The sequence below is a fragment of the Streptomyces canus genome, assembly GCF_041435015.1.
In the GTDB taxonomy this organism is placed as follows: Bacteria; Actinomycetota; Actinomycetes; order Streptomycetales; family Streptomycetaceae; genus Streptomyces; species Streptomyces canus_G.
The window spans coordinates 592,048-618,351 of sequence record NZ_CP107989.1 but is presented as its reverse complement, the minus strand read 5'-3'; the positions used below and the strand labels follow the sequence as shown (position 1 = coordinate 618,351).

The window sequence follows — 26,304 nt, the reverse complement described above, 5'->3', positions numbered from 1 at the left end:
CTCCAGGTGCGTCAGGTGGGCATCCTTGACGACCGTGCGCCGGCTCGCGGCAGCGGCGCCCGCACACGTAGGGGTCAGTGCGCAGGTTTCCGCGTGAGGCGCTCGGCCAGCGTCGCCGCGAACTCCTCCGCTCGCGCCAGCTGGGTGCGCAGATCCTCGACCCGCCGCTGGGCGGCCTGCTCGAAGCCGCGCATCCGGTCCAGCAGTTCCTCATGCTCCTCGGGCGGCAGTCTCTCGCCGGAGTCGAGGCGGTCGGTGGCCTCCAGCAGGGCGCGCATCTCGTCGAGGGTGAAGCCGAGAGGCTTCATACGGCGGATGACCATCAGGCGGGCGACGTCGGACTCGGTGTAGAGGCGGAAGCCGCCTGGGGAGCGGGCGGAGGGGGTGACGAGGCCGGTGTCCTCGTAGTGCCGAATGGTGCGCAGCGACAACTCGGTCCGTGTGGCGACCTCGCCGATCTGCATGTGCTCGCTGCTCACGCGGAGTGCCTTCCTCGTCTCTCGCCATGGCCGCGCACGGCCACCGATCTCTACCCTAACGTTAGGGTAGAGTTGCCCCGGTGCCACCGCCGAGCTGCCTTTCGTGCCGTTTGCATGGTGCGGGATGCCGTCGCGTGGCCGTCACCCGTGTCGGGGCCGATGACGCCTCCGGCCAAGACCGATACCCGCAGGAGAGAGCGTGCGTGTGCCCATGACGCCCGGCGCCGCTGCCTGCCCGCCGTGACCCTTCACCCCCACACGGCGCACGGTTCCGTGGCGGATCGCCTCGCCGCCGCTCCCTGATTTCGGTCCGCCGCTCGCGGACCCGGTGGCCGGCCGCCCCCGCCTCCCACGCCTTCCCGTACGCCCGCCCTGAGCCGGGTGTGCCTGAGCACGACAGGTTCTTCTCGTCTTGTCCTCCTCCGCACTGTCCCCGGCCGCCTGGCTGCGCGGCTCCCGGCGTCCTACCTGGCTGTCCGATCCGAAGGTGCTGCGCACCGAGGTACTGGCCGGGCTCGTGGTCGCTCTCGCCCTGATCCCCGAGGCGATCTCGTTCTCGGTCATCGCCGGGGTCGACCCGGCCATCGGTCTGTTCGCCTCGTTCACCATGGCCGTGACCATCGCGATCGTCGGCGGCCGACCGGCCATGATCTCCGCCGCCACCGGTGCGGTCGCCCTGGTCATCGCCCCGCTCAACCGCGAACACGGTTTCGGCTATCTCGTCGCCGCCGTCATCCTGGCCGGCGTCTTCCAGATCGTTCTCGGCGCCCTGGGCGTGGCGAAGCTGATGCGGTTCGTGCCGCGCAGCGTGATGGTCGGCTTCGTCAACTCCCTCGCGATCCTCATCTTCATGGCGCAGGTGCCGGAGATGACCGGCGTGCCCTGGCCGGTCTATCCGCTGATCGCGGCCGGTCTGGCGCTGATGGTGTTCTTCCCGAAGGTCACGAAGGTGATCCCGGCCCCTCTGGTGTCGATCGTGATCCTCACGGTCATCACGGTGGCAGCCGGGATCGCGGTGCCGACCGTCGGGGACAAGGGCGAACTGCCCTCCGCGCTCCCCGTGCCCGGGCTGCCGGACGTGCCCTTCACCCTGGACACCCTCACCACCATCGCGCCCTACGCCCTCGCCATGGCGCTGGTCGGTCTGATGGAGTCGCTGATGACCGCCAAGCTCGTGGACGACATCACCGACACCCACTCCTCCAAGACCCGCGAGTCCATCGGTCAGGGCATCGCCAACATCGTCACCGGCTTCTTCGGCGGCATGGGCGGCTGCGCCATGATCGGGCAGACGATGATCAACGTACGGGTGTCGGGCGCCCGGACCCGGCTGTCGACGTTCCTTGCCGGTGCGTTCCTGATGGTGCTGTGCGTCGTCTTCGGGCCGGTCGTCTCGGACATTCCGATGGCCGTGCTCGTCGCGGTGATGGTCATGGTGTCGGTGGGCACCTTCGACTGGCACTCCATCGCGCCGAAGACCCTGAAGCGGATGCCGGCCGGGGAGATCACGGTCATGCTGATCACCGTCGCGTGTGTGGTCGCCACGCACAACCTGGCCATCGGTGTCGTCGTGGGCTCGATCACCGCGATGGTCGTCTTCGCCAAGCGGGTCGCCCACATGGCCGAGGTCACCGCGGTAGCCGGTCCCGACCGTACGTCCGTGATCTACCGGGTGACCGGCGAGCTGTTCTTCGCCTCCTCCAACGACCTCGTCGGCCGGTTCGACTACGCCGGCGACCCCGACGAGGTCGTGATCGACCTGTCCGCCGCGCACATCTGGGACGCCTCCTCCGTCGCGGCCCTCGACGCCATCGAGACCAAGTACGCCCAGCGCGGCAAGACCGTCAGCATCACCGGACTGAACGAGCCCAGCGCCCGCATCCACGACACGCTCAGTGCCCGTGGCTGATGCTGTGTGCCCAGGGCATCGGCGGACTGCGCCGAAGTTACGGTGCCGGGACTACCACCCGAGACCCTCTGCGCACGCCGTCAGTCCCGGGCCGATGCCCTGCTCACCCGCCGTCGATACCGTGTGACAATCGGATTCGACTGGTGCGTGGCGCGTGAGGTGGTCTGGACGGCGGTGACGGTACCGGCGGGGGACGCCCGGGTCGGCATGGTCCGGGCCGCGCTGGAACCGTTCGCGTGGCAGTCGTTCACCGAGGAACTGGTCTGTCGTCATGCGGTGGCCGCCATGGACGGCGGGCAGGTGTTTCCCCGACCTCGCGGTCCCCTGAGTCGGCCGAGCTCGCAGGAGGAGTGCGCCGGGGCACTGGTGGAGATCCTGAGCGCTTACCGGTGGAGGTCTCTCACCGTCGACGGGCTGAGCCGCCTCCTGGTGGGTGCGGCGCAGGCTTGGCGACAGGAGCGGGCCTGGTTCGACATCCGGCTGGGCCTGCTGCTGGACGGCATCGGCTGACCACCAGCAGGCCCGGCGCCTGCGGGCCCTTACTGCCGGGCCATGTGCATGCGCATCTCGCCGGGAGCGTCGACGATCAGGTCGCCGGACATGTCGACCGTGACGCTGTGCAGGGTGCCGGTGAACCGGAACGGCGCCCGGTAGTCGGAGGTGACGGCCGACCCAGGGTTCGCGCCGCAGCCCATGCCGCCGGGGTTGAAGGCGACCGGGGTCGTGAACGGCATCTCGATCTCGCCGACCAGGCGGTCGCCGAAGTAGAGCTGGGCGCGGCCGGGTGAGCCCTTGCCCGCCGCGATGTCCGGGCTGCCGGTGGGCTCGAACTCGAAGCGCAGCGTGTGGCGGCGCTCAGGGACGGCTTCGCCGGAGGCCACGTGGTGCAGCGTGCGCTGGACGTAGTTGTGGGCGTAGTGCAGGTGGTTGTCCTTGACGTAGAAGGACCAGCCGCCCGCGTTGGTGCCCTGGCACAGCAGCACGCCCTCGGCGCCGCCGGGCGGGATCTCCACGTCGGCGGCCGGCAGGACCTGCGTGTCGGGGCGGAGGGTGTAGCTGGTCCTGTCCGCGGTGATCTGCGGACGCTCGTGCATCATGCGTTCGAGGGCGCTGCCGTCGATCGGGAGCACGTTGTACCTGCCGGCCCTCCACGTACCACAGGGCGATCATCTCGATGAGCTTGCTGCGGTGTTCCTCGGCGACGTGGTACAGCTCCCAGTGATGGGCGTCCAGGTCGTCCGGCGGGCGCCGAAAGCGCCTTGCGAAGAGCACGATGAGCATGCGGGCACCGTCGTATCAGGATCAGCCTCCCCAGGGGTATCGCCGCTGGCCGATGTCGGGGTCCAATGGTGAGAGTCAGGCTCTTCCGCACCTGCACCCGCACCGGTGAGAAGAGGCACGCAATGGATCCATGGCTGATCTGGTTGGTCGTCGCAGCCGTGTTGGCGGTGGCGGAGATCGTCACCCTCACCGCTGCGCTCGGACTGCTGAGTGTGTCCGCCTTGGTCACGGCGGGATCCGCCGCGGTCGGGTTGCCTCTGCCCTTCCAGTTCCTGGTGTTCACCCTCGTCGCCACGGGCACCGTGGTGTTCGTCCGTCCCATCGCGCTGCGCCACGTGCTCCGGCCGCAAGCGGAGCGATTCGGCATCGACGCTCTGGTCGGCAAGCCTGCCTACGTCCTTTCGGAGGTGACGGGCCTCGGCGGCAGGGTCCGTATCGACGGTGAGGAATGGACGGCCCGCGCCTACGACGAGACGCTGGTGATTCCGCCTGGAAAGACCGTCGACGTCATGGAGATCAGCGGCGCCACCGCGCTCGTCTACCCCCGGGACTGAAACCATGGAAACCTCGGCGTTCCTCATTGCCGGTCTGGTCTTCGCGCTGATCGCGGTTTTCACCGTGGTACGAGCGGTCCGTATCGTGCCCCAGGCGCGTGCTCGGAATGTCGAGCGACTCGGGCGCTACCACCGGACCCTGAGTCCGGGCCTCAGCCTCGTCATCCCGTACGTCGACCGGGTTCATCCCGTGATTGATCTGCGGGAACAGGTCGTCTCCTTCAAGCCGCAACCGGTCATCACCGAGGACAATCTGGTCGTCGAGATCGACACCGTCCTGTACTTCCAGGTCACCGACCCGCGAGCGGCTTTCTATGAGATCGCGAATTTCCTTCAGGCGGTCGAACAGCTCACTGTGACCACCCTGCGCAATGTCGTGGGATCCATGGACCTGGAAAAGACGCTCACCTCACGGGACACCATCAACAGCCAGCTCCGCGGCGTACTGGACGAGGCCACCGGCAAGTGGGGACTGAGGGTCAACCGGGTGGAGATCAAGGCCATCGACCCGCCGCAGTCCATCAAGGACGCGATGCAGAAGCAGATGCGGGCCGAGCGGGACAAGCGGGCCGCGATTCTCGGGGCCGAGGGACAGCGCCAATCGCAGATCCTCACCGCCGAAGGCGACAAGCAGGCCGCCGTCCTGCGCGCGGAGGGTAACCGTACCGCCGCGATCCTCCAGGCCGAGGGCCAGTCCCGGGCCATCGACGAGGTCTTCCAGGCCGTGCATCGCAACGACCCCGACCCCAAACTTCTGGCCTACCAGTACCTGCAGACACTGCCTCAACTGGCGCAAGGTTCGGGGAACAACTTCTGGGTGATCCCCAGCGAGATCACCTCCGCTCTCCAGGGCGTGTCCCGCGCTTTCACCGAGGTGCTGCCCCAGTCCCCGGCCACCCGCGAGAAGCCCTCGGACGACAGCGCTGAGCGGGCAGCTGACGACGCGGCTCAGGCCGCGGAAGCCGCCGCCGCGGCCCTCGCCGACGCGGCCGAGGTCGATCGCGCCACTCCCGACGGCCTCCCGTCCATCCCACCTGGATGACGATCACCGGACGACCGGCGTGCGGGCCCTCATACTGCCGGCCTCGGATACGCCGGAGAGGACGACCACGGCGGGCTCATGGAGGCCGCGACGGCCGGGCGCTGTGCCGGACGTTGGCGGCGCTGTCCTTCGGAACCTCGGCGATTGGTCAGGACCTGGTAGCTGTGTGCCAACCGATCCAGGACGTACGACCGGGATGGTTCACCGTGATGCAAGGAAGGCGCACGGGAGGACGACCGCGTTCCCGTCCGTCTCCGCAGTGAAGGGAGTGAGGCGGTCGAGCGTGGGCCCGGTATCAGTGGGGCTTCACCGCGCCGGACGGACTCCCCGCCTGGCGGGAACGGACGTCGTCCACCTGGTCCGACCAGCGGGTCAAACGGGCGACGTGGGCATCCGCTGGGCGTGCGCCCGAGCCCCCAACACCGCAGCCCCGTAACGCCGAACAGGCCTCGACGGGCCCGGCACTGAGGATCTCTCTCTGGGTTCCGGGCAGGCCGGTTCCTCGACATCGATCAATTGGCTCAACTCGCGCATGCCGCATCGTCGCACCCGCACCTTGCGCTCCTACCGACAGGAGGGTGCTTCGCCGACTACTGCGGTTCCTGGCCCTCACCGTTCAGTCCAGGTCGGACATGTCGAGTACGAAGCGGTAGCGGACGTCGTTGCGCCGGAGACGCTCGAGGGCCTCGTTCACTCGCGCCGAGGGGAGCAGTTCGATGTCGGCGGTGATGTCGTGCTCGCCGCAGAAGTCGAGCATGGCGGCGGTCGCGGGCCTGCCGCCGCTGCCTGCGGAGCTGAGCTTCTTGCGTCCCACGAGCAGGTCGGTGGTCTCCACGGTGACGGGCCCCAGGTGCCCCAGGTGGCTGAGTGTCCCGTCCATGGCGACCAGGCGCAGGTAAGGGCCGAGATCGTGCGGGGAGGAGATGGTGTCGATGAGGACGTCGAACCGGTCGCGGGCGTCAGCCATCTGTTCCGGGTCCGTGGAGACGATGAGATCGTGGGCGCCGAGACGACGAGCGTCGTCGGCCTTGTCCGATGAGCGGCTGATGACCGAGGTGTCGGCGCCGAGCGCCACGGCGATCTTGACCGCGAGGTGGCCCAGGCCGCCCAGTCCCGCCACGGCGACGCGGGTTCCCGGCCCCACGCCGAGTGCGTGCAGCGGTTCCCAGACAGTGATTCCGGCACAGAGCAGCGGAGCGGCGGCGGCCGGATCCAGCGCGGCGGGAAGGGCGTAGGCGAAACGGTCGCGGACGACGTACTCGCGGGAGTAGCCCCCCAGCGTGGTCGATCCGTCGATCCGGTCGGTGCCGTCGTAGGTCAGGGTCGGGAAGGCAGGACAGAAGTTCTCCTGGCCGGCCCGGCACATGGCGCAGTCGCCGCACGAATCGACGATGTTGCCCACGGCGACCGGGTCGCCGACGGTGAACCGGGTGACCGCGGGTCCGGTCTCGGTCACCACGCCGGTGAACTCGTGCCCGGGCACCAGGGGTTGGCCTCCTTCGCCGTCCCGGGCGCTGACGGCGTGCAGATCGGAGTGGCAGACACCGCAGTAGTCCACCCGGACCGCGAGGTCGTCGGCGCGCAGGTCGCGCCGTTCCAGTGGCGTCCGCCGTAGCGTCGTCGACGGACCTTGCATCTGCCAGCCAACGGTGTTCCTCACGGTGCCTCCTCATAGACAGACTGGTCGGTCTATTTAAGAGTAGGGTCATCAAGCCCCGCCAGGCAAACCAACTGTTCTGTTTGGTAGCCTGGAGGCATGGCTGATCAGCCCCTCTCCTCGCGCGGAGCCGCGACGTATCAACGCATCCTCGATGTGGCGACCCAGGAGTTCGCCGAGCACGGGATCGCCGGAGCGCGCATCGAGCGGATCGTGGCCGCCGCGCGCACCAACAAGGCGCAGCTCTATGCCTACTTCGGCAGCAAAGAAGGGCTCTTCGACGCCATCTTCTTCGGCTCGCTGGAGCGGATCGTGAATGTCGTCCCGATCGATGCCAACGACCTCGCGGACTGGGCCGTACGCCTCTACGACGAGTATCTGCGCCGCCCCGATCTCATCAGACTGGCCACCTGGGCACGCCTGGAGCGACGCCCGGCCGGCCACCTGGTTGACGACCCCGACCGCCTCGACGACCGCAAACTGCGCGCCATCGCCGAGGCCCAGGCCGCCGGCCTGGTACGCCAGGGAGATCCGTTCGACGTCATGGCCATGGTCATTGCCATGTCCATGGCATGGTCACCGGTCAGCAATGTCTACGCGGCGACCGCACAGGAGCCCCCCGAACTGCACGAGCAGCGTCGCGCACTGCTCCGCGAGAGTGTTCACCGCGCCATGTCGGCCGACTGATCGCCCCGTCCAGTCACCTGCGTGCCCTGACTTCTCCATGGGGAAGCCGCTTCAGTCGTAGGGCTTGGTCTTCGGCGGAGTGGCCCGCGACCACCGAGGCCATCCACGACGGGCCGCCCGCGGGTACCGAAGCGTACGGTTGCCGGTCCGCCAAGGTGGGATCGGCCTGAGCCGTCTGCCGCCACCGCTCGGTCACGTAGTGCACCTGCACGGGCATCGGCCGCTCGGGGCACAGGGTCGTGCGGGTCCGACCCTCCCGCCAAGACGGAAGAACTGGATGACTCAGGAGGGGATGCTTGGGTCACTGGGTGAGGATGCGGGACAGCGCAGGCGCCCAGTCGGGCGGGCGGGGTTGGTCGCCTGTCGCGGTCGGCGAAGCACGCAGCGGAAGCCCAGATGACAGGTGGCGCTGTCCTCGGATCGGCCCTGGCGGGCGGCGGGTCGGTAGCGCAGGCAGTAGCTCGGGGCGCACAGGTGCGACCCGCCCTTGATGACGCGGCGGGGGAAGCGGTCGGCACCGGCCGGGGTCTCGGCCTGATGGTCGACGCGTGGATTCCGAGGTGCGCAGGAGGCCTTGGGGGTGGGATCGCGGAGGCGCGGGGTGAAGTAGTCGCAGGCCACTCCCAGACTTTGCCGGCCACGTCGTACAAGCCATAGCCGTTGGGCGGACACGTACGCGCCGGGGTGTTCCCGGGTCCTGCCGCGCCTTGCCGGCCGGCTGGCATTGCCAAGCGAAGGCGCCGTGCCGGGTGTTGGCCATGCGCCGGCCCTTGGCAGCGAACTCATCACCCCAGAGGACGGTCCGGGCGCCTGCCGTGGCCGATGAGGGTTGCTGCGATGCCGACGAAGGCAAGGAAGGACTCGGCCTGAAGTTCATCCTGCCGGACGGCCCCGGCTTCCCAGGCCATGCCCACCAGGGAGCCCGTCGGGCAGCCGGTGCCGCCATGCGGGCGTGGCCTGCTTGACCATCGGGACGTCCGCCTGCACAGTCGGGATGCGGCACCGCAGCGGCACCGCCTCAAGCTGCCGACCGGTCCGCCCGTCCACAGGTGGCACACGGCCCTGATACCCAGGAGCGGCTGATCCGATGGTCCTCGACCTGGTTGTGATCGCTACGGCCGTCACCCTGGGGCCTTTGCACAACAGCGCCTTCATCCTGCTGCTCTCCTCGCGGCACGGCGTTCGCCAGGGCCTGGCGTTCCTGTTGTCGTGGCTGGCCAATCTGATCGCCGTGATCGCCTGCGTGGTGCTGCTGACCGGCGGTCAGCCCCCGGCCCGGCACAGCGTGCCCTCGACCGCCGCCATCGATGCGAAACTCGCCATCGGCCTGGCACTGGTGCTGTACAGCGCACACCGGCACTTCCGGCCACCCCGCCCGCACGGCCCGCCACGCTGGACCGCCCGGATCGACAACGCCTCCCCGGCCACGGCAGCGGGCCTGGCATGGCTGCTGCAGCCCTGGGCACTGGTCGGCGCCGGAGCCGCGACCGCCGTCAGCGCGAACCTCTCCACCCTCGCCGACTGGCTCGCACTGGCCGGCTACTGCCTGCTGGCCACTCTCAGCCTGATCGTCATGGAGATGTACGTCGCCTGGGCGCCCGCGGCCGCGAACGCCCGGTTGAGCGCCCTGCGGGAGTGGCTAGCGCAGCACCAGGAGCAGCTGATCGTCACGTTCGCCCTGCTCCTCGGCCTGTGGCTGACAGCCCGGAGCATCGCCGAGCTCGTCTCCTGACCGAGGACGGAGGTGGGACCCGAGAGTCACACCCCGCTCACCGTGACCGCCTCAGGAGAAGTCTGCTGCGGTGATGCCGTCGGGATGTCCGAACGGCCACTCCACCAGCTCGATCCGGTAACCGTCCGGATCGGTGAGCCACGACGTCTTCGGGCCGTGAGGGCCGCCCGGATACTGGACAGGCTCCGGCTCCAGGCCGGCTTCGGCCAGCGTCTTCAGGGTGACAGTCAGCGTGTCCACCTGGATCGCGAGGTGGTCGACTCCGCTGCCCACGTCGACGCGTCCGTCGGATGGACGGTGGACCAGTTCGAGCGAGGCCGACGGTTCGCCGGGGAACTTGAGGATCACGAGGCGACTCCCGTCGCCGAGCTCGACCCTGCCCAGCTCGACGTAGCCCAAGGCAGTGTAGAAACCCAGCGAGCGATCCAGATCGGTGACGCGGTAGGCGACGAAGAGCGTCTTCATGCGGCCTCCCCGGGTCGGCGCACCCGGTAGCGGAGGTGCGTGACGTCTCGATCCTCGAGCCGGCGGACCAGGTCGAGTTCGATGTGATCACTACCGAGGTGGTCGAACAGTCGTCGGCCGTCCCCGAGGAGGACCTGCACCAGATGGATCTCCAACTCGTCCATCTGCCCGGCTCGGAGGAGCGCTTGGGCCGCGCTCGCCCCATGGACCATGACCGGCCGGTCCCCGGCGGCGGCGCGAGCCTGACGGGCGCAGTCCTCGACGTCGGTGACGAATCGCGCGTGACCGGGTGGCACGTCCCCGTCGTCCACCTGGTGGGTGAGGACGAGAATCGGTACGCCATCGTGGTGGTCGCCCTGCCAGCGCCCGGCGAGTTCGAAGGTCCGTCGGCCGGAGATCAGCGCGCCGGTCGCCAGCGCTTCGCGGTAGACCTGTCCGCTGGGACCGTCGGATTCCGGGTCGTCGAGCCAGTTGAAGAGCCGTCCGCCGTCGCGTCCGAGTTCCTGCCCTGGGCGATCGTCCGGGCCGGCGATATAGCCGTCGAGCGACATCGACATGTACAGCCGAATCGGATTGTGCATCCTGGCCTCCGTCTCTCCTCCGTGACACCGGGACCCACCGCTCCCTGATCTGCCGACGGGGCGGGCATGTCACAAGGAAGACCTCGGGCAACGGGCAAACTCATCGGCTTCACGCGCCGGCCCTGCTGCCGGGTAGCAGTGAGCGATCTTGCAGCCGCGAAATGTCGATGAGAACTGGCAACGCCGTGGGCCTGAAGTGTGGATCGCGGCACGTTTGGGTGTGCATGTGGCTGATTCCCGGCGTGATCGGTCGGGGCTCGGGCAAGTGGTGGGCTGTATGAGCGCCGAGCTGCTGGAGGTCGCGATGGTGTGTTCCCCTTCCGAGGACCAGGATCTTGTCGGCGAGGGCAGTGTGGGGACGGCCGAGCAGGCCAGGGAGTTGACCCGTGGCTTCTTGTCGGTGGCCGCGCCGGAGGGCGGAAGCGGTGTGGATGACGTAGTGCTGGTGGTGTCGGAATTGTGTACCAATGCGGTGCGACATGCCGGCGGGATGACGGGTTTCCGCCTGAAAGCCGGGCCGGGGACGGTGACGGTGGAGGTGCGCGACGCCAGCTCGGTTCCGCCGCTGGCCCGGCCCTGGGATGCCGGTAAGCCGGGCGGGTTCGGCTGGCCGGTGGTACAGGAACTGTCGCTCGAGGTGCGGGTGTTGGCTCATGTGGCGGGAAAGACGGTGACGGCCACCGTGCCGTGCCCCTCCGCCGCCGCGAGGCAGGGGTCGCGCGACTGAGCGCCGGCCTCGTCTTCCGGTCTCACAGGTTCCACGGAGCGCACATGTGTGGCGCATGTCGCCGCCCATCTTCGACGGGCGGCCACTTGCCGTTCCGGTCTGCGGAGACGACGAAACCGCCCTCGCGCTGGTACACCAGTTGGTGCGGCACGCCGGCTGCGAGCCCGTGCGGGCGGCGGCCTTGAGCGAGCGGGACTCCTGGAAGCGCCCGCCGCGCTCTTCATCGGGCTATGGGTCGGGGAGGGAGCCGATGCCCAAGCAATCGCACCCCCGCTGGCCCATGCCGCCGGACCGAGACACGAGGAACCAGAAGACGCCGAAAGGGCCTTTCGTCAGGAGTTCTTGGCCCGCGGAGCGGAAGTCACGTCTCCGGCGCTGGAGACGGCCGGGGTCGCCGCCGGCCGGTCATTCGACATTCCTGCTCCGTCGAGTGCGTCAGTAGCCGGTGCCGCGCTTGATCTGGGCCCGCTCGATCCCGTGGGCCGCACCCTTGTCGTCCAGCGTGCGACACGCGTCGGCGATGTCCTGGCTCAGCCGCTCGATCTGCTCGCGGCTCAGAGTCTCCTTGACCAGGGCGCGCAGGATCTTCACCCGCTCCGCGTTGGGCGGGAGCGTGTACGCCGGCACCATCCAGCCCCGTTCGGCCGAGAGCTGCCAGGCGATGTCGGACTCGTCGTAGGCGTGTTTGCCGGCGAGACGGAAAGCCACCAGCGGCAGCTGCTCGAGGTCGCTCCCGATCACTTCGAAGCGGCCGCTGCTGCGCAGGTTGTCCGCCAGTGCGCGGGCGTTCTCCTGCATGATCTTCATGACGTAGGTGTAGCCCTGACGACCGAGCCGCACGAAGTTGTAGTACTGCGCGAGCACCATCGACGCACCGGTGGAGAAGTTCAGCGTGAACGTCGCGTCGGTCTTGCCCAGGTAGTTCTCGTAGAACACGAGGTCCTGGGCCAGGTCGGACTCCTCGCGGAAGACCAGCCATCCGATGCCGGGGTAGACGAGGCCGTACTTGTGTCCCGAGACGTTGATCGAACGGACCTGTTGCAGTCGGAAGTCCCACTTCGAGTCGGGGTAGAGGAAGGGCCACACGAATGCGCCGCTGGCGCCGTCGACATGGATCGGGATGTCGAGGTCCCGCTTTTCGCGGACGTCCCGCAGGAGCTTGTCGATCCCGACGACATCGTCCTTGTGGCCGGTGAAGGTGGTGCCCAGGACGGCGACGACGCCGATGGTGTTCTCATCGAGGTGGGGCTCCACGTCCTCGGGGCCGATCGTGTACTTGCCCTCGGCAAGCGGCACGATGCGCGGCTCGACGTCGAAGTAGCGGCAGAACTTCTCCCATACGACGTGGACGTCTCCGCCGAAGACCAGGTTGGGGCGGTCGATCGACAGGTTTGCCGCCTGGCGGCGCTCGCGCCACTTCCACTTCAGCGACAGCGCGCCGAGCATGATCGCCTCGGACGAGCCCTGGGTCCGACAGCCCGTCGTCCTGCCCGGCGCGTGGAAGAGATCGGCGAGCATCCGCACGCAACGCTGCTCGATCTCGGCGGAGATGGGGTACTCCGCGTGGTCGATGAAATTGCGGTGGAGGTTCTCGGCGATCAGCCGTTGGGCCTCGGGCTCCATCCACGTGGTCACGAAGGTGGCGAGGTTGCGCTGTGGGTCGCCCTCCATGGCGAGATCCACATCCACGAGCCTCATGGCATCCGACGCGGCCATGCCCTCCTCGGGGAAGGTGTCCGAGGGAGCGGGCGCGGTCAGGAATCGGTTACCGAAAAGGAGTGCATCATCGCGCTTGGTCATGGAGCGATTCAAACAGCGCCGGAGCGTTCCGTCGGCGAGGGACACACCGAGACGGCACCGCCCGCCGGCCACGAACCTGGCATGGAGGGTGGCGCCACCGGGAGCCACGGCGGCGCGCTTCGCATACACCCTTGCGCCGCGCGCTGTTCCGTTGAGGGATCGTCATTCGGTCCGGGTGCGGAGGCTCCGCGCCAGGGTGGGGATCATCACCGTCGCAGGGACGAGGTGGAGCCCGAGGAGGGCGGTGGTGGTGGCGGTGTTTGCCCCGGAGAGGAGGGGAGGGACCCACGAGATCGCGGTCAGCGACACTGCCGTCCACACGAATCGCTCGGCGGGGCGAGAGCTCCAACGAAGAAAAGCGACGGCAATGACGATGCCCACCACCGAGAAGAGGCCGGTCACCACGGCGAACCCGGACAACGGGATCGTCTCGCCACCATCGGGGACCTCGAAGTCGACGCCGATGGCCTGGGCAAGCGCCGCGGCGAGGGTGGTGGCCACCGTCGCCGCGAGGGTGGCAATGAAGCCGGTGCCGGCGAGCCCACGGAGTCGGTGGGTGTGGCTGCTGGGCCGGGTCGACGCCGGGCCTGCGCCGACCCCGCTGTCATGCATGCTGTTCATCTCGTTCCTCCATCATTCGCCAACTGGCGCACGGGGTGTGTGCTGACTGGCATGTGACGGGCCTGGGCTCCGGGGTGACGATGTACCCCGCGGAGCCTGCACCCGGCGTCGCGTCCGAGGACCGGCCCGGGCTCGCCATCGCGCAGCTTCGGCTGCGGCCGCCCGCGGGGTGACGACGCCGAACGCGTCGTACCACTTCGCCGTGACCACTGCGACAGGCCCGCCACCGCCGCAGTTCGAGCGTCCGGACCGGGACTACTCCGTGCCGTCCGCCGACAGGCGCTCCGGCAGCCCGAGCCGTGGGAACTGGTCGTCGTGGAAGGTGACGATCTCGGTGATCGCCCCGTCGGCGATGCGCAGGACGTCGATCGTCAGCGGCAGGTACACGCCCACCTGCTCCCGCCAGAGGTAGAAGGCGAGGGCGGGCTGCCGGTTCACCGATGTGAGGACGCAGCGCAGGCGTCCCAGGTCCGCGAACCCGTCCTCGACCCAGTTGTTCACCACCGTGTCACGACCGACGTTCAGGCCCGGGGTGGGGGGCATCGAGCAGCGGACGTCGTCCCGCAGCATGGCAGCGAGAGCGTCGACGTCCTTGGCGACGCTCGCGTCGGTGAAGCGGCGCACCAGTTCGCGCGTCCCTGGGTCCTCCTCGCCGCTGGTCCAGTCCTGCCGCTCGGCGGGGAGGTGCTCCCGCATGCCCGCGCGGGCCCGCTGCAGCGCGCTGTTCACGGAGTTGACGGAGTCCCCGAGGAACTCCGCGACGTCCTTGGCCGGCCAGCCGACCACGTCCCGCAGGATCAGCGCGGCCCGAGGGCGCGGCGCGAGGTGTTGGACCGCGACCAGGTACGCCAGTTCGATCGTCTCCCGAGCGACGGCGACGGCTTCCGGTTCGTCCGCGCCGCCCGCGGGCAGCTCGTCGAGCAGCCGGTCCGGGTAGGGCTGCAGCCACAGCACCTCGCCATCGGTCGCAGGCTCCGGGCGGCACTTGGCGAGCAGGTCCAGGCAGGCGTTGGTGGCGATCCGGTACAGCCAGGCCCGGAACGTCGACCGCCCCTCAAAGGTCTCCCGCCGCCGCCAGGCACGGAGGAACGTTTCCTGGACGGTGTCCTCGGCGTCCTCGAACGATCCGAGCATCCGGTAGCAGTGCACGTGCAGCTCCCGCCGGTGCCGCTCGACCAGCCCGGAGAACGCCGGCTCGTCGACCTCACCCGGCCCGCTCACGTCCAGCTCCTCCAGCCGCGTGTCCGCACTCATCACGTCACCCTTACGCCTCGTAGTGTCCCGTCGTAGGTGTGACGGGTACGGGCGCGAAAACTCATCACTGACCAGGATGGCCTGCATCAGTGCGGTCGGTGCGGCGATCGGGAGGGACTGCCACGCAGTTTCGTCGGAATTCCGGATCGAGGGTGACTGTTGATCTGGCTCCCCTCATCAGTCCCCTTGGTTCGATCACCTAGGGTGGCGCGGTGACTGATGAGCAGGAGCGGGCGCAGCCGTCGGGAGTGTGGGCCACGGCGGTGGGGGTGGCCAGGGTGCGGGCACTGGAGACCGAGCGGGAGAACGCGCTGTTCCGCGACCCACTGGCCCGGGCCTTCGCCACCGCCGGCGGCCTGTGGCCCTCCTCGCCGCCGCTCGCTGACGAGGCCGCGCAACGCCGCCGGCTGGCCGTGTCGTTCTCCATCGTCATCAGGACGAAGTTCCTCGACGACCTGTTGCAGCAGGCCGTCGCGTCCGGGGTCCGGCAGGTGGTGCTGCTCGGTGCCGGTATGGACAGCCGAGCCTTCCGGATGGACTGGCCCGAAGGCACCCGGCTGTTCGAGGTCGACACTGCCGCGCCACTGGACTTCAAGGCTTCGGTGCTGCGCCAGGAGCGGGCCGTCGCACGCTGCGAGCGGATCACCGTCGCGGTGGATCTGCGGGAGGACTGGCCAGGCGCGCTGGCCGCCGCAGGACACGACCCGGCCGTACCGACCGCGTGGATCGCCGAAGGACTACTGATCTATCTGCCCGAGGACGCCGTGGAGCTACTGCTTGCCCGGATCAGCGCGCAGTCGGCGCAAGGCAGTCGGATGGGGCTGACATTGGGCTCGCGCGGCGTGATCGAGCGCTTCGGCGCGGACGCCGCGCCGGGATCGGCGGCGTCCATGTGGGTGTCGGAGATGCCCGACGACCCCGTGGGCTGGCTGGCCGGGCACGGCTGGGAGGCCGTCAGCCACACTCTGCGCGAGCGCGCCGCCGCCTACGGCCGCCCGATCAGCACCCCGCCGCAGCGCGAGGAGCGGCCGGGCGGACTGATCTCGGCGGTCCGCCGGTAGAGCGCCTCCCGGTCCCCTGGATGATGGGTTCCAAGGGGGCCTGATGAGCGGAGCAGAGGGCTGCATCACCGCCGAACTCGACCATGACTCGGCTTCCCGCAGCCACAGCCACCCTGCCGCAACCGCGGCACCCCGCACCCAGCCGACCCCGTGCTCGACGATCCGGCAGCTGATCGTCGGTCAACGACACCCTCAAGGGCCGGCTCGGGACCACTGAGCCATTCTGGAACTACTGTTCCGGCTGGGCCGCGGACATTCCGCCGATGAGTTTCCGGCGGTCGTGCCGTCTACCCCTCGACGAAGGGAGCGCACCATGCGCAAGATCATCGTTTGCACGTTCCTGACACTGGACGGCGTCATGCAGGCGCCGGGTGGACCGGACGAGGACGCGGAGAGCGGCTTCGAGTACGGCGGCTGGCAGAAGCCCGTCTCCGACGACGAGGTCGGCACGGCCATCGCCGGTTGGTACGAGGACTCCGACGCGATGCTGCTAGGCCGCAAGACATACGAGATCTTCGCGGCGTACTGGCCGACCGCCGATCCCGACAACCCGTTCACGGATCGGATGAACAGCATGCACAAGTACGTGGCGTCGCGGACCCTGACGTCGGTCGAGTGGCAGAACTCAACGCTGCTGGAGGGCGACACCGTCGATGCCGTACGCAAGCTGAAGGCGTCTGACGGCGGCAACATCAACGTGGTCGGGAGCGGTGATCTCGCCCAGACCCTCATGCGGCACGGCTTGGTCGACGAGTACCGGCTGACCATCCATCCGGTGATCATCGGGACCGGCAAGCGGCTGTTCGCCGACGGAGCGATCCCCAGTGCGCTGGAGCCGGTCAGCGTCTCGACGACGAAAGGTGGCACCATCCTCGGCATCTACCGGACGAACGGCGAGCCCGGCTACGACAGCTACTGACTGGGCCGCGGCCGCCTCCGGCGATCGACGCGGCGGGACTGGGCGGACGTGGTCACCCGCGAACCAGCCATGCAGAGGTTCCCGTACGAGCTCATGCTCGCGTCGAGGCCGCGCTGAAGGAGCTGCGGTCACTGCTGACCCGGCAGTGTGGCGGCGCAGAGTAGCCGCCCATGTCGTTGTCCCTGTCATAACAGCAGGTCAGGACGAGTCCCCGTCGCCCAGCGACGGGGACTCGCCTGTGTCCGGCGTAGACGGGCTCTACGACGCTTGTCGCGATGCGGTGCGCGAGTGCTTGGCCTGTTTCGACGTGTCCAGGAGATGACGGAGAACGTCTTCGCGGCCCTGGACGGCCTGGTATCCCCATCGCGCGCAGGCGTCACCGGGGGCGTCCGACCGCACGGCACGCCTTCCTCGGCGTCACTGGCGGGGCACTCAGCGCACCAGGCGTACCTCGCGCAGCCGGATGGTGGTCGCGGAGCCCACCGCTTCGAACCGGATCTCGGCGGTCCCGGCCCCGCGGGGTGCGGCCAGCGGGAGCACCTGGGACACCTCCGTGCCCTCGGGATGCGACGAGGGCGGGAGCGTGGCCAGCACCTGGCCGTCGACGAGCACCCGCGTCGTTCCGGCGCTCCCGTCCGAGAGGTGGGTCACCTGCAGGCCGGTGGAGGTGCCGTCCGGGTCGGTCAGGCGGTAGGACCACCATCCGGCGGCGGCCCGCCACCTGAGCCCGTCTGTGAGGCCCGACCAGGTGTCCTGCCCCTCGAACCGGTGGTCGCTCTCCGGCTGTTGCTCGCCCGCGGCAACCGCGTCGGCGGTGCGGTCACGCAGGGTCAGTGCCTTCTCGTCGGCGGCGCGCAGCTCCGCCCGCCGCTCGTGGAGGCGGTCCGGTTCCGCAAGGGGGAAGTAGAGGGTGTAGCGGGAGTCGTGGATGCCGGTGAACGGTACGAGGGTGACGGACTCGCCAGGTCGTGCGTCCACGTCCTCCAGGGCGAACTCCGGCCTGTCCGGGGCGAGTCGGCGCACGCCGGCCGTCAGGTCGCAGGTGCTGCGAGCGAGTACGACGGGCAGGTGCTCCAGTGGACGCAGCGGGCCGTCGGCGACATGCCCCATCCGGGAGTCGTCGGCGAAGTGCCCGACCAGGTCGTTGCCGTCGCCCTCGGCCGCGAGGACGGTGGGCCCGTAGCGGAAGGACACCCACGGCGAGCCGTCGGGCAGCAGCTCGGCGCTGATGCGTGGGTGAAGGCGCAGAGTGATCGTGTCGCCCTCGCGCCATTGCCGCTCCAGACGTACGTAGGTCAGGGGCTGTCCGCCGGTCCCGTGGCGCGTCGTGAGCGGGGCGGGTTCCTCCTCGGGCGGTGCGCCGTTGACATGGACGTGTGGTGTCCCTTCGTGCCAGCTGGGGACGCGTATGTGGATCGCCACCGGGGTGGCAGGAGCCCGGCGCAGCACGAGTTCGACCTGGTCGGCGTAGGGGGCCGTCCCGGTCTGCTCCAGCACCAGGTTGTGTTCGGGCAGGCTGAGCCGGGAGGCGATGAAGAGGTTGACGAACAGGTCGTCGCCCTCGGCGGTGTACACCAACTCGCCGTATTTCGCGTGGTCTTCCAGCCCGGTGCCGACGCAGCACCAGAAGCAGTTGTGGGGAAGAGTTATCTGTAGCTGTCAAGTTCCGGCACTGGTCAGAGCCGTGCGAGCTGAACAGGCATGTAGGGCACGGGTCGCGAAGAGGTGCGAGGCCGCCGTGCCAGTGGGGTCACTCCTCGACGGGTGACACCTGGGTTGGGAGGGTGACGGTCGTGCCCGACATCGTCATCGAGGTCGCAACAGTCCGGCCTTTATCCGCCTCGCATAGAGCGCCTCTTCACTCTCTATCGCGAATGCCAACGCTGAAGGCCAGGCACAAGGTGCTGAGCGGGGCCGCGATCACGGATCCGGGCCGGTGCAGGCCCGGCCCTCGACGCACGCCCTGCCCCGTCCCAAGCTCCCTCCCATGCCCTGCACGTTGGGCCACGGGTGCTACACGGTCTCATCCTTCAGCCAGTGCGGCGTGCGGAATCCTCCGCCGCCGTACATCGGGAGCTGCACCGACTCGCCGTACCGGGCGAGCTGGCTCCAGGGCCGGTTGATTCCGGCGGAGCCGTAGCGGCGGACCCGGGTGACGGTGTCGAGGTCGAGTACGTCGACGAGGATCTCTTCGCCGGGTCCGGCTTGCTGGCGGACGATGCCCTCGGGGTCGACGACTGTGCTGGTGCCGACGCCGACCGGGTCGCAGGCGTTGACGTTGACGACGTACACCTGGTTGGTCCAGGCGTTGGCGCGGGCGCAGATGAGTTCCATCTCGCGGTCGCGGGTGGGGGTCAGGGTGGGCTGGATGATGATCTTCGCTCCCAGCCAGGCCAGCTGGCGGACGGTCTCCGGGAAGGACCCGTCGTAGCAGATGGCCAGGCCCACCCGGCCGGCGCCGGGGATGTCGAAGACGGTGAACCCGCTTCCCGGGGTGGTCTTCTCGTACGGCTGCCAGGGGAAGACCTTGCGGTAGCGGGCGACGATCTCCCCCTCGGGTGAGATGGCCAGGGCGGTGTTGTAGACGTTGCCGTCCTCGGCGCGCTCGTAGACGCTTCCCGGGATCAGCCACAGGCCGGTCTCGACGGCGAGGGCGCGGATCCGGTCGGTGAGCGGGCCCGGGATCGTGGTGGCGGCCTGTTCCATCCAGTCGTCCGCGGCTGGCTGGAGCAGGGCGCCTTCCGCGGCGAGCAGCAGTTCGGGGACGACGACGAGCTGGACGTGGGGGAACATCTCGCGGGTGGCGCGGACCTGGTGGGCGAAGCGTTGCCAGCTCGCTTCGAGGTCGTGGGGTACGGGGGTGGTCTGGATGGCGGCGATGGCGAGCGTGCGCATGGGTGGTGTCAGTCCTCGGTGACGGTGCGTTCGGCGACCGTGGTGCGGCCGTCGCGGAAGAAGCGGTGGAAGCGGGTGCGGGCGATGGTCAGGGCCAGGGCGCCGGTGGCGATGGATCCGGCGCCGAGGAGGAAGACGCCGCCGATGCCGTGGAAGGAGGTGGCGCCGTAGGCCGGGTCGTACATGTCGTGGGCGCTGCGGGCGAAGGCCGCCAGCATCAGCAGGCCGCCCAGCAGCGGCAGGACGCCTCGCAGCATGAGGTCGCGGGGCGAGTTCCGCAGTCGCCCCCGGAAGTACCAGACGCAGGCCAGGGCGGTGGTGCCGTAGTAGCAGGCGATGAGCAGGCCGATGCAGAGGATGGCGTCGCCGAGGAAGTTCGCGGAGACGAGGGTGAGCAGGATGAGCAGACACGCTGCGGCCGCTCCGAAGAAGAGGGTTCCGAAGCCGGGGGTGCGGTGGCGGGGGTGGAGGCCAACGAAAGCCTTGGGCAGGGCGCCGTGGGCGGCCATGGACAGGGTGCTGCGTGAGGAGCCCACGAGGCTGGTGAGCAGTGCGGAGACGGCCGAGACGCAGACGGCCAACTGCATCACTTTGGCGAGGGCCGTGCCCATCACGGGCGGGGCGAGGGTGGACAGGATGTCGGCGGCGTTGTCGGGGTTGCCCAGGCCGATGCCGTCGGTGCCGGTCCCGGCGAAGCTGATCGCCGCGAACGCGGTGAACAGGTAGGTCCCCAGCAGGACGAGGGTGGAGATGACGGCGGCCTGTCCGGCGACCCGGTCCCCGTCGCGGGTCTCCTCGTTCGCGGTGATCAGCGCGTCCCAGCCCCAGTAGATGAACAGGCACAGCATCACCGCCTCGGCGAACGGCCCAAAGCCGTCGACCGCGAAGGGGTTGAGCCAGGCCAGCGACGGGGTGGCGGCACCCTGGCGGGCGAAGGCGGCAACGCCGAAGCCGAGCAGGGCGGCCAGCTGCAGGCCGAGCAGCACGTACTGGACGGAGGCCGCGAGATGCAGGCCCCGGTAGGCGATCGACGTGGCAGCGGCCAGCAGCAGCATGGCGGTGATCGTCACGGCGGCGGGGCTGCCGGCCAGGGACTGCAGGCCGAGCAGCTGGAGCAGGTAGGTGGCGCCGACCTGGGAGAGGGCCGTCATCGCGATCAGCGTGGCGATCTGTACCACCCAGCCTCCGGTGAGCCAGCCGGTCAGTGGCCCGAACGCGCGGGTGGTCCACACGAAGGTGGTTCCGCAGTCGGGCATCTCACGGTTGAGCTCCCGGAAGGCGAAGGCCGTGAGCAGGATCGGGACGAAGCCCAGCAGCAGAGCGGCGGGAGCGAGGTGCCCGACGACCAGCGTCACGAAGCCGAGGGTGACGGCGATGCTGTAGGCCGGGGCGACGGACGACAGCCCGAGGGTGACGGCGGCGAGCAGGCCCACCGACCCACCGCGCAGCCCCTTGCCTGCCGGGGCGGGCACAGGCCCGGTTCTGGCCTCGGCGTCAGTCGGATGGGTCATGATGCCTCCGTAGGCCCGCAGGTTTGTTAAACGCAGATTTAAGACCTGGCTCACTGGTCCGTCAATAGGCGGCGAGCTATTGTTAAATCTGCGTACAACAGAACCTGTGGAGTGAGAGGGGTCGGCGTGGCGGCCAGGAAAGGCAGCAGCAAGGAGGCCCGGCGGGCCGAGCTGGGCAAGGCGGTGGAGCGCGCACTGCTCGTGCGCGGCCTGGAGGGTCTGCGCCTGCGCGACATCGCGGACGAGGCAGGCGTCACGCCCGCCGCGGTGCTCTACCACGGCGACCTGGACGCCCTGGTCCACGCGGCCTACCAGCAGGCCATCGAGCGCTACAGCCAGGAGCGCGAGCAGGCGGCGAACCACTTCACCGACGCCCGCGACCAGCTGAGAGCCTGCATCGACAAGGGCGTCGCCACTGGCCCCGACGACGCCCTGACCCGGCTGCTCTTCGAGTACTGGCCCCGCTGCCTGCGCGACGCCAGAGCCGCGGCACTCGACAGCGCACTGACGGAACGCCAGATCGCCGTGTACTCAGGCGTTCTGGTCCTGGGCCAGGCCCAGGGGCACTTCACCCTGCAGGATCCGCCCCGCCTGCTCGCCGCCAGCTTCGTCGCCATGGAGGACGGCTACCAGATGGAGGTCCTCGCCGGCCGCCGCACCCGCACCGAAGTGATCACCGCCCTGCACGCCTACGCCCGCGCCGTCACCGGCCACGACCTGGCCGGCAACCCCTGATCAGGGCGGGAGTGTCACCGCCGCGATGAGCTGGTCGTCGGCGCATCGCTGCCGCCGTATGGGTCGGCGCCGCCCCGCGTTCCGAGCCCTGCTTGTAGCAGCTCGCCGAGTTGCATCGGTGCCCCTTGTGCTGCCGCGCCGGCCGCCTCAGCGACGCTGTACGCGCCTGCCCTGTCTCGTGGGGGCAGGGTTCGCGTCCCCGAAACTCTCGGCCGTCGCTTCGGCCACCTGCCGTGCCCGCTCTGCCCGGTCCTCCGCATCCACGGCGAGATAGCGGGATCGTTCGTCGCCCAGCACATCGACCAGCCGGTGCAGCATCTGCGCGCGGCGCTCGAGGTAGCGCAGCCGCTCGCCGGTGGACAGGGCGACGTAGTTCTCGGCGTCACCCAACAGCCCGACGATCTCCGCGACCAGCACCGGGTCTGCCGGACGCCCATCACTCTCGCTCGTCTCGGGCACGGTCACTGCGTCCTCCCGTCTGCGAGGCGCTTGAGCTCGTCCGGGCCGTTGCCGCAGCAGTCCCCGCACACCAGGCGCCGACGATCGGGCTGGGTGGGCAGGTTGTAGGTGAGCCGCCGCTCTACGCCTCGTGTCCGTAGGTCGAAGCGGCATTGGCCGCACAGCAGCCCCATCGCCTCGCCCTGCTTGGCCGTCCAAGTCGGCCACTCCGCCGCGAAGGACGACAGCATCAGCATCGCCATCCCGGTCGGCCGCGGCTCGCAGTAAGTGAAAGCGAAGCCCGGAGTCTCGGCAGGGAGCTCGACGGCGCACGTCGCAAGGGGCGCGAAGAACCCCGGCCCAGGGGGCGGCACCGGCGCACAAGAGCGACGAGTGCGCTCCTGCTGCTTTTCGCCATTCATCATCGCGGTGCGCCCGGAGGCAGCCGCAGCCGTTCTTCGCAGATGAGAGACACCCGCTGGGTGAACCTCGCATCTCAGCGGTGCGCAGGGCATCGGCGGCCGTACAGGAGCCTCGGGGCCCGTTCCCCGAGGTCAGCAGCCCGGGTTTCGAGTTCGGCTGGGCAGCCAGGCGGGGAGATGGGGCCTGGCTTGATGAAGGTCTGGCTCAGATCGGCGTCGTGATGATCCATCAGTTTCTGTCAGTGGCCGCTGCTACATCAATGAGAAATTTCCATCCTCAATCCGCAGGTGAGGGAGGTTGACTTAAGGGCGATCGGGTGTGAGTCGGCTGGCAGATGGCCATGATCACCCGGCTTGATCATCCGTCACCTGCCCGCAACCGCAAAGATCCCCGGCAGGTTGAGCAGTCTGCGTCGAGGGCGGACCGGTGCGGACCAGCGCTGATTTCCGGGTGCGGTGGGCCTTCGCTCCGAGCTGCTGGCGACGCCCGACACGGTGGTCGTCCCCGCTCCTGCCACCTCTCGCCTGTCCTCGGACACAGGGGCGACTGCCGGAGGGGGTCTCGGCGTCCCTGGCGTCCATCTGCCCTGGCACCAGGCGGTCTCTATGTGCACAGGAGCCTTCGCCCTAGCGGCGGCCGGACGGCCGCCTGGAGACGGCACACCGAATGCATGCCGAGAGACTGCCAGAATCGACACTACTAGGCGACTTCAATGACGAAAACGGTAGTGGATCAACGGTTTGGCAACGAAATCACTTGAGTAGCGACGGTCGAGCGGTCTACTCTGGCGAGATGATCAGTCCCTACACGCCTGTGCCCGCGCTGGCAGCGACGCCTGCGGACGTTGACGCGATCGTCGCTGCCATGACCACCGGGTTCTTCGACGACCCGATGTGGGGGCCGGCGTTCCCGGACGTCGACCGTCGTGCGGAGCAGGCGTCGGCGTTGTGGCGGCTGGCCGTCACGTCGTCGCTGCGGTATCCCTGGATGCTGGTGACGGGGAACGTCGAGTCCGCGGCTCTGTGGATCCCGCCGGGCGGAAGCGAGTTGACGTCCGAGGAGGAGAGCGGTTTCGAGGAGTTCCTGGTCGGCGTCACCGACCGAACGGTCGCCGACGGCATCCTCAGGATCTTCGGCAAGCTGGAGGAGGCACGCCCGAGCGAGCCGCACTTCTACCTGAGCCTGCTCGCCACGCACAGCGACCACCGCGGACGCGGCCTCGGGATGGGGCTGCTGACGGAGAACCTGGCACGCATCGACGCCCTCGGTGCCCCCGCCTACCTGGAGTCGTGCAACCCGGCGAACAACAAGCGGTATGCCAGCGTCGGCTTCACCGCCCGCGACACGATCACCCTGGCCTCCGGCCACGTTGTGACGACCATGTGGCGCCCGGCACACACCTGACCGCTTCACCCGATGCGCCCAGCCCTGGCCGGGGTCGGTCAGGTGTGCGCAGGGTGGCAGGCGGCCGTGATCACTCGGCTTGATCATTCGTCACCGGGCGACCTCGCTGGTGGTTAGGACGAGCATGGCCCGCAGCAGGGTGGTGCCGTGTTTGGCGTTCATGCGGACCTTGGCGAGGATCCTCCAGTTCTTGAGGTCGGCGAAGCCATGTTCGTTGGCGGCGCGTTCGCGGCTGATTAGCTTGGTCGCCTGCTTCTGGGCTTCGGTCAAGGAATGGTTGCGGGTGGCTCGGCGCCCGGTGATGATCACAGGGTCGTCCGGGTCGTCGTCCAGGCCGACGAAGCCCAGGTCGCCGATGGCGCCGAGTCCTGCTTCCCGCAGCCGGGTGGTGATCTTGTCGTGGCGGGCGGTGGTGATCTCGCTGGCGCGCCCCGGTCGGGCAGCGGAGATCCAGAGCAGATTGCCGTTGGTGTCGGTAAGAGCGAGGAAGAGCAGTCCGTGGACCTGGTGTTTCCCGCTGTAGTTACGGCGGTTGGCCGCCCCAGTGCGTCTGCGGGTGCGCACCAGGGTGCCGTCGATCAGGACGACCTCGCCACCCGATCGGGCTATCTTCTTCAGGGCCCGGTCCAGGCGCGGAGCGCGGGCTGCGAGCAGGTCGATCACTTCCAGCAACCAGCGGCGCACCGGAGAGGCGGAGATGTTGTTGCCGCCGGCCATGTCGGAAAGGCGCTGGTCGTGGCGCATCACGGCGAGCACGATGACCGCCTGCTTGCCGGGCGGGAGCTTGTGCCAGCGCGAAGCGATCGCCTTGCAGTGCCCTCGGATCAGGTCGGCGACCATGCCGATCGTCTTGCTGGACAGCGGGAGTCGGGCTTGGTAGACAGCTATTTCGGTGCCCTCGGCGGGGCTCTGGCTTGTTCTCACAGACTGCCCAACCCACCGGGGGTCCTTGTGGTTGTGGCCAGGTGACGGATGATCAACCCTGGTGATCACGGCCGTCTAGCGGTCCACTCACGCCAGGTCGACCCCAAACCAGGGCCTCCCACCTGCGGCTTCAGGATGGAAAGTTCCCAATGAGAGGGACGGGCTGCGACCGCGGCTTGCCGACGGGAGGGGACGTCATGTCGAAGGCGCCGGACGGGTTCCACTTCGTACGCGGACACATCCGCCGCAATCCGAAGCCGGGCGGGGCGAAGCGGATGAGCGGCTGGATGATCGCCGGCCTTGCGGCCGGCATCTGGTTATGGGGGCAGGTGTTCGGGTTCGGTGAGGCGGTCACCACGACGCCGCCCGCGCAGCCGCAGCCGGTCGTCTCCTCTCCGTCCGCCCGCTGATGGGACGCAAGCGGGTACGTCTTCGACGTCCACGCGGCGCGGCCGAGTTCCTGTCTGCAGCTGTGGTGGCACTGGCCGCCCTGGTGCTGGCAGTCCGCATGGCCGCTGCGGCCGTCGGAGCGCTCAAGGACGGGTGGCCGTTCCTCCTGATCCTCGTCCTGCTGGCGGGGGCCGTCGGGGCCTGGCGGATCGCGCGTACCGTGCGCGGTCGACGGCGTGACGCCGTGCGGCTGGCCGCGCTGCGGATCACCCTGGCCGAGTTCGACGCCATGGACGACCGGCAGTTCGAGTACGCGTTGCGGGACCTGCTGGTCCGCGACGGCTGGTCGGCGCGTCGCGTGGGCGGCAGTGGGGATCAGGCCTCCGACGTCATCAGCGACCACACGCAACGCGGGCGGATCGTCGTGCAGGCCAAGCACACCCGCGTCGGCGGGAAGGTGGGGTCCTCGGTCATGTACGCGGTGAAGGGGACAGCAGGCCCGGCGCACCGGGCCGATCACGCCGTCGTCGTCACCAACGGTGCCTTCACCCGGGACGCGATGGCATGGGGCGAGAGGCACAGCGTCCACTGGGTCGACCGGGACCGACTTCGGCGCTGGGCGCAGGACGGCACCGCGCTGCACGAGCTCCTCGGGCTGTCCGCACGCGCCCGCCGTGCCCGCTTCAAGCGTGCCGCCTGACGGGCACCCCCGTCATCGACGTTCCGGAGGTGTGGTGTTCGACGAAGACGGGTCACTCGACCCGCTGCTGAAGTTCCTGTTGTACACCGTCCTTGCGCTAGTGTCCTGCGCCGCA

The 26,304-nt window shown here is 69.1% G+C and carries 28 protein-coding genes and 1 pseudogene; 14 read left to right on the top strand and 15 right to left on the bottom strand.

What is annotated here, in order from left to right; all coding sequences use genetic code 11:
• Positions 1 to 74 precede the first annotated feature (74 nt).
• On the bottom strand, positions 75 to 479 hold the full coding sequence (locus OG841_RS02995) for a MerR family transcriptional regulator (RefSeq protein WP_328642915.1): 405 nt from the start codon (positions 477 to 479) through the stop codon (positions 75 to 77).
• A gap of 427 nt (positions 480 to 906) precedes the next feature.
• Here OG841_RS02995 and OG841_RS02990 point away from each other — a divergent pair, with 427 nt between their 5' ends.
• Entirely contained in the window at positions 907 to 2,388 is a 1,482-nt protein-coding gene (locus tag OG841_RS02990) for a SulP family inorganic anion transporter (RefSeq protein ID WP_328643750.1), read from the top strand.
• A 123-nt stretch (positions 2,389 to 2,511) separates the two neighbouring features.
• Positions 2,512 to 2,898, top strand: coding sequence for a hypothetical protein (locus OG841_RS02985; RefSeq protein ID WP_328642916.1), 387 nt, complete (start codon positions 2,512 to 2,514; stop codon positions 2,896 to 2,898).
• Positions 2,899 to 2,927: 29 nt separating this feature from the next.
• On the opposite strand, the gene OG841_RS02980 is transcribed toward OG841_RS02985, so the two are convergent.
• Positions 2,928 to 3,518: a hypothetical protein gene (locus OG841_RS02980; protein WP_328642917.1), complete on the bottom strand. Its 591-nt coding sequence runs from the start codon at positions 3,516 to 3,518 to the stop codon at positions 2,928 to 2,930.
• A 273-nt stretch (positions 3,519 to 3,791) separates the two neighbouring features.
• Between OG841_RS02980 and OG841_RS02975 the strand changes: the two genes are divergently transcribed.
• Both OG841_RS02975 and OG841_RS02970 read left to right on the top strand, forming a co-directional pair.
• On the top strand, positions 3,792 to 4,223 hold the full coding sequence (locus tag OG841_RS02975; protein WP_328642918.1) for an NfeD family protein: 432 nt from the start codon (positions 3,792 to 3,794) through the stop codon (positions 4,221 to 4,223).
• 4 nt (positions 4,224 to 4,227) lie between these two features.
• Positions 4,228 to 5,265: an SPFH domain-containing protein gene (locus tag OG841_RS02970; RefSeq protein WP_328642919.1), complete on the top strand. Its 1,038-nt coding sequence runs from the start codon at positions 4,228 to 4,230 to the stop codon at positions 5,263 to 5,265.
• A 616-nt stretch (positions 5,266 to 5,881) separates the two neighbouring features.
• Here the strand turns inward: OG841_RS02970 and OG841_RS02965 are convergent.
• Positions 5,882 to 6,925: an NAD(P)-dependent alcohol dehydrogenase gene (locus OG841_RS02965; RefSeq protein ID WP_328642920.1), complete on the bottom strand. Its 1,044-nt coding sequence runs from the start codon at positions 6,923 to 6,925 to the stop codon at positions 5,882 to 5,884.
• Positions 6,926 to 7,021: 96 nt separating this feature from the next.
• On the opposite strand from OG841_RS02965, the gene OG841_RS02960 reads away from it, so the two are divergent.
• Positions 7,022 to 7,609, top strand: a complete 588-nt coding sequence (locus tag OG841_RS02960; protein WP_328642921.1) for a TetR family transcriptional regulator — start codon at positions 7,022 to 7,024, stop codon at positions 7,607 to 7,609.
• 282 nt (positions 7,610 to 7,891) lie between these two features.
• Here OG841_RS02960 and OG841_RS02955 read toward each other — a convergent pair whose 3' ends face one another.
• Entirely contained in the window at positions 7,892 to 8,395 is a 504-nt protein-coding gene (locus OG841_RS02955; RefSeq protein ID WP_371563153.1) for an SUMF1/EgtB/PvdO family nonheme iron enzyme, read from the bottom strand.
• Positions 8,396 to 8,696: 301 nt separating this feature from the next.
• Between OG841_RS02955 and OG841_RS02950 the strand changes: the two genes are divergently transcribed.
• The gene (locus OG841_RS02950) at positions 8,697 to 9,341 is read left to right on the top strand and encodes a GAP family protein (RefSeq protein WP_371563150.1); all 645 of its coding nucleotides are present in this window, start codon (positions 8,697 to 8,699) and stop codon (positions 9,339 to 9,341) included.
• 51 nt (positions 9,342 to 9,392) lie between these two features.
• On the opposite strand, the gene OG841_RS02945 is transcribed toward OG841_RS02950, so the two are convergent.
• Entirely contained in the window at positions 9,393 to 9,806 is a 414-nt protein-coding gene (locus OG841_RS02945) for a VOC family protein (protein WP_328642923.1), read from the bottom strand.
• Positions 9,803 to 10,387, bottom strand: a complete 585-nt coding sequence (locus OG841_RS02940; RefSeq protein ID WP_371563147.1) for a dihydrofolate reductase family protein — start codon at positions 10,385 to 10,387, stop codon at positions 9,803 to 9,805. The genes OG841_RS02945 and OG841_RS02940 overlap by 4 nt, the downstream gene beginning before the upstream one ends.
• 277 nt (positions 10,388 to 10,664) lie before the next feature.
• Between OG841_RS02940 and OG841_RS02935 the strand changes: the two genes are divergently transcribed.
• Both OG841_RS02935 and OG841_RS02930 read left to right on the top strand, forming a co-directional pair.
• Complete coding sequence (locus tag OG841_RS02935) at positions 10,665 to 11,114, top strand: ATP-binding protein (protein WP_328642925.1); 450 nt, start codon at positions 10,665 to 10,667, stop codon at positions 11,112 to 11,114.
• Between the two features lie 46 nt (positions 11,115 to 11,160).
• Positions 11,161 to 11,408: pseudogene (locus OG841_RS02930) on the top strand (NADP oxidoreductase); the annotation flags it as partial.
• A gap of 141 nt (positions 11,409 to 11,549) precedes the next feature.
• On the opposite strand, the gene OG841_RS02925 reads toward OG841_RS02930, so the two are convergent.
• The 3 genes from OG841_RS02925 to OG841_RS02915 form a co-directional block, all read right to left on the bottom strand.
• Positions 11,550 to 12,914 carry a glutamate decarboxylase gene (locus OG841_RS02925; RefSeq protein ID WP_328642926.1) on the bottom strand — a complete coding sequence of 455 codons (1,365 nt, stop codon included), beginning with the start codon at positions 12,912 to 12,914 and terminating at the stop codon, positions 11,550 to 11,552.
• Positions 12,915 to 13,076: 162 nt separating this feature from the next.
• Positions 13,077 to 13,535, bottom strand: a complete 459-nt coding sequence (locus OG841_RS02920; protein WP_328642927.1) for a DUF6069 family protein — start codon at positions 13,533 to 13,535, stop codon at positions 13,077 to 13,079.
• Between the two features lie 255 nt (positions 13,536 to 13,790).
• Positions 13,791 to 14,789, bottom strand: a complete 999-nt coding sequence (locus OG841_RS02915; RefSeq protein WP_328642928.1) for an RNA polymerase subunit sigma-70 — start codon at positions 14,787 to 14,789, stop codon at positions 13,791 to 13,793.
• 248 nt (positions 14,790 to 15,037) lie between these two features.
• Here OG841_RS02915 and OG841_RS02910 point away from each other — a divergent pair, with 248 nt between their 5' ends.
• Both OG841_RS02910 and OG841_RS02905 read left to right on the top strand, forming a co-directional pair.
• Positions 15,038 to 15,850, top strand: a complete 813-nt coding sequence (locus OG841_RS02910; RefSeq protein ID WP_328643751.1) for a class I SAM-dependent methyltransferase — start codon at positions 15,038 to 15,040, stop codon at positions 15,848 to 15,850.
• A gap of 313 nt (positions 15,851 to 16,163) precedes the next feature.
• Positions 16,164 to 16,769 carry a dihydrofolate reductase family protein gene (locus OG841_RS02905; RefSeq protein WP_328642929.1) on the top strand — a complete coding sequence of 202 codons (606 nt, stop codon included), beginning with the start codon at positions 16,164 to 16,166 and terminating at the stop codon, positions 16,767 to 16,769.
• Positions 16,770 to 17,201: 432 nt separating this feature from the next.
• Here OG841_RS02905 and OG841_RS02900 read toward each other — a convergent pair whose 3' ends face one another.
• From OG841_RS02900 to OG841_RS02890, 3 genes are all read right to left on the bottom strand, one after another.
• Positions 17,202 to 18,344, bottom strand: coding sequence for a DUF6805 domain-containing protein (locus OG841_RS02900; RefSeq protein WP_371563140.1), 1,143 nt, complete (start codon positions 18,342 to 18,344; stop codon positions 17,202 to 17,204).
• 438 nt (positions 18,345 to 18,782) lie between these two features.
• Positions 18,783 to 19,664 (bottom strand): carbon-nitrogen hydrolase family protein, encoded by an 882-nt coding sequence (locus tag OG841_RS02895; RefSeq protein ID WP_328642931.1) that lies wholly within the window; start codon positions 19,662 to 19,664, stop codon positions 18,783 to 18,785.
• An 8-nt stretch (positions 19,665 to 19,672) separates the two neighbouring features.
• Entirely contained in the window at positions 19,673 to 21,175 is a 1,503-nt protein-coding gene (locus OG841_RS02890) for an APC family permease (protein WP_371563136.1), read from the bottom strand.
• A 126-nt stretch (positions 21,176 to 21,301) separates the two neighbouring features.
• Between OG841_RS02890 and OG841_RS02885 the strand changes: the two genes are divergently transcribed.
• A complete protein-coding gene (locus OG841_RS02885; RefSeq protein WP_328642933.1) occupies positions 21,302 to 21,910 on the top strand; it encodes a TetR/AcrR family transcriptional regulator in 609 nt (202 codons plus the stop codon).
• Positions 21,911 to 22,057: 147 nt separating this feature from the next.
• On the opposite strand, the gene OG841_RS02880 is transcribed toward OG841_RS02885, so the two are convergent.
• Positions 22,058 to 22,369, bottom strand: a complete 312-nt coding sequence (locus OG841_RS02880) for a hypothetical protein (protein WP_371563132.1) — start codon at positions 22,367 to 22,369, stop codon at positions 22,058 to 22,060.
• Positions 22,370 to 22,371: 2 nt separating this feature from the next.
• A complete protein-coding gene (locus tag OG841_RS02875) occupies positions 22,372 to 22,605 on the bottom strand; it encodes a hypothetical protein (RefSeq protein ID WP_371563129.1) in 234 nt (77 codons plus the stop codon).
• A 958-nt stretch (positions 22,606 to 23,563) separates the two neighbouring features.
• Here OG841_RS02875 and OG841_RS02870 point away from each other — a divergent pair.
• Positions 23,564 to 24,175 carry a GNAT family N-acetyltransferase gene (locus OG841_RS02870; protein ID WP_328642935.1) on the top strand — a complete coding sequence of 204 codons (612 nt, stop codon included), beginning with the start codon at positions 23,564 to 23,566 and terminating at the stop codon, positions 24,173 to 24,175.
• 90 nt (positions 24,176 to 24,265) lie between these two features.
• Here OG841_RS02870 and OG841_RS02865 read toward each other — a convergent pair whose 3' ends face one another.
• Positions 24,266 to 25,099, bottom strand: coding sequence for a transposase family protein (locus tag OG841_RS02865; RefSeq protein ID WP_371563125.1), 834 nt, complete (start codon positions 25,097 to 25,099; stop codon positions 24,266 to 24,268).
• 197 nt (positions 25,100 to 25,296) lie between these two features.
• Between OG841_RS02865 and OG841_RS02860 the strand changes: the two genes are divergently transcribed.
• Positions 25,297 to 25,509: a hypothetical protein gene (locus tag OG841_RS02860; protein ID WP_328642937.1), complete on the top strand. Its 213-nt coding sequence runs from the start codon at positions 25,297 to 25,299 to the stop codon at positions 25,507 to 25,509.
• On the top strand, positions 25,509 to 26,189 hold the full coding sequence (locus OG841_RS02855; protein WP_371563121.1) for a restriction endonuclease: 681 nt from the start codon (positions 25,509 to 25,511) through the stop codon (positions 26,187 to 26,189). Before OG841_RS02860 ends, OG841_RS02855 begins: the two co-directional genes overlap by 1 nt.
• The last annotated feature ends 115 nt before the right edge of the window (positions 26,190 to 26,304 follow it).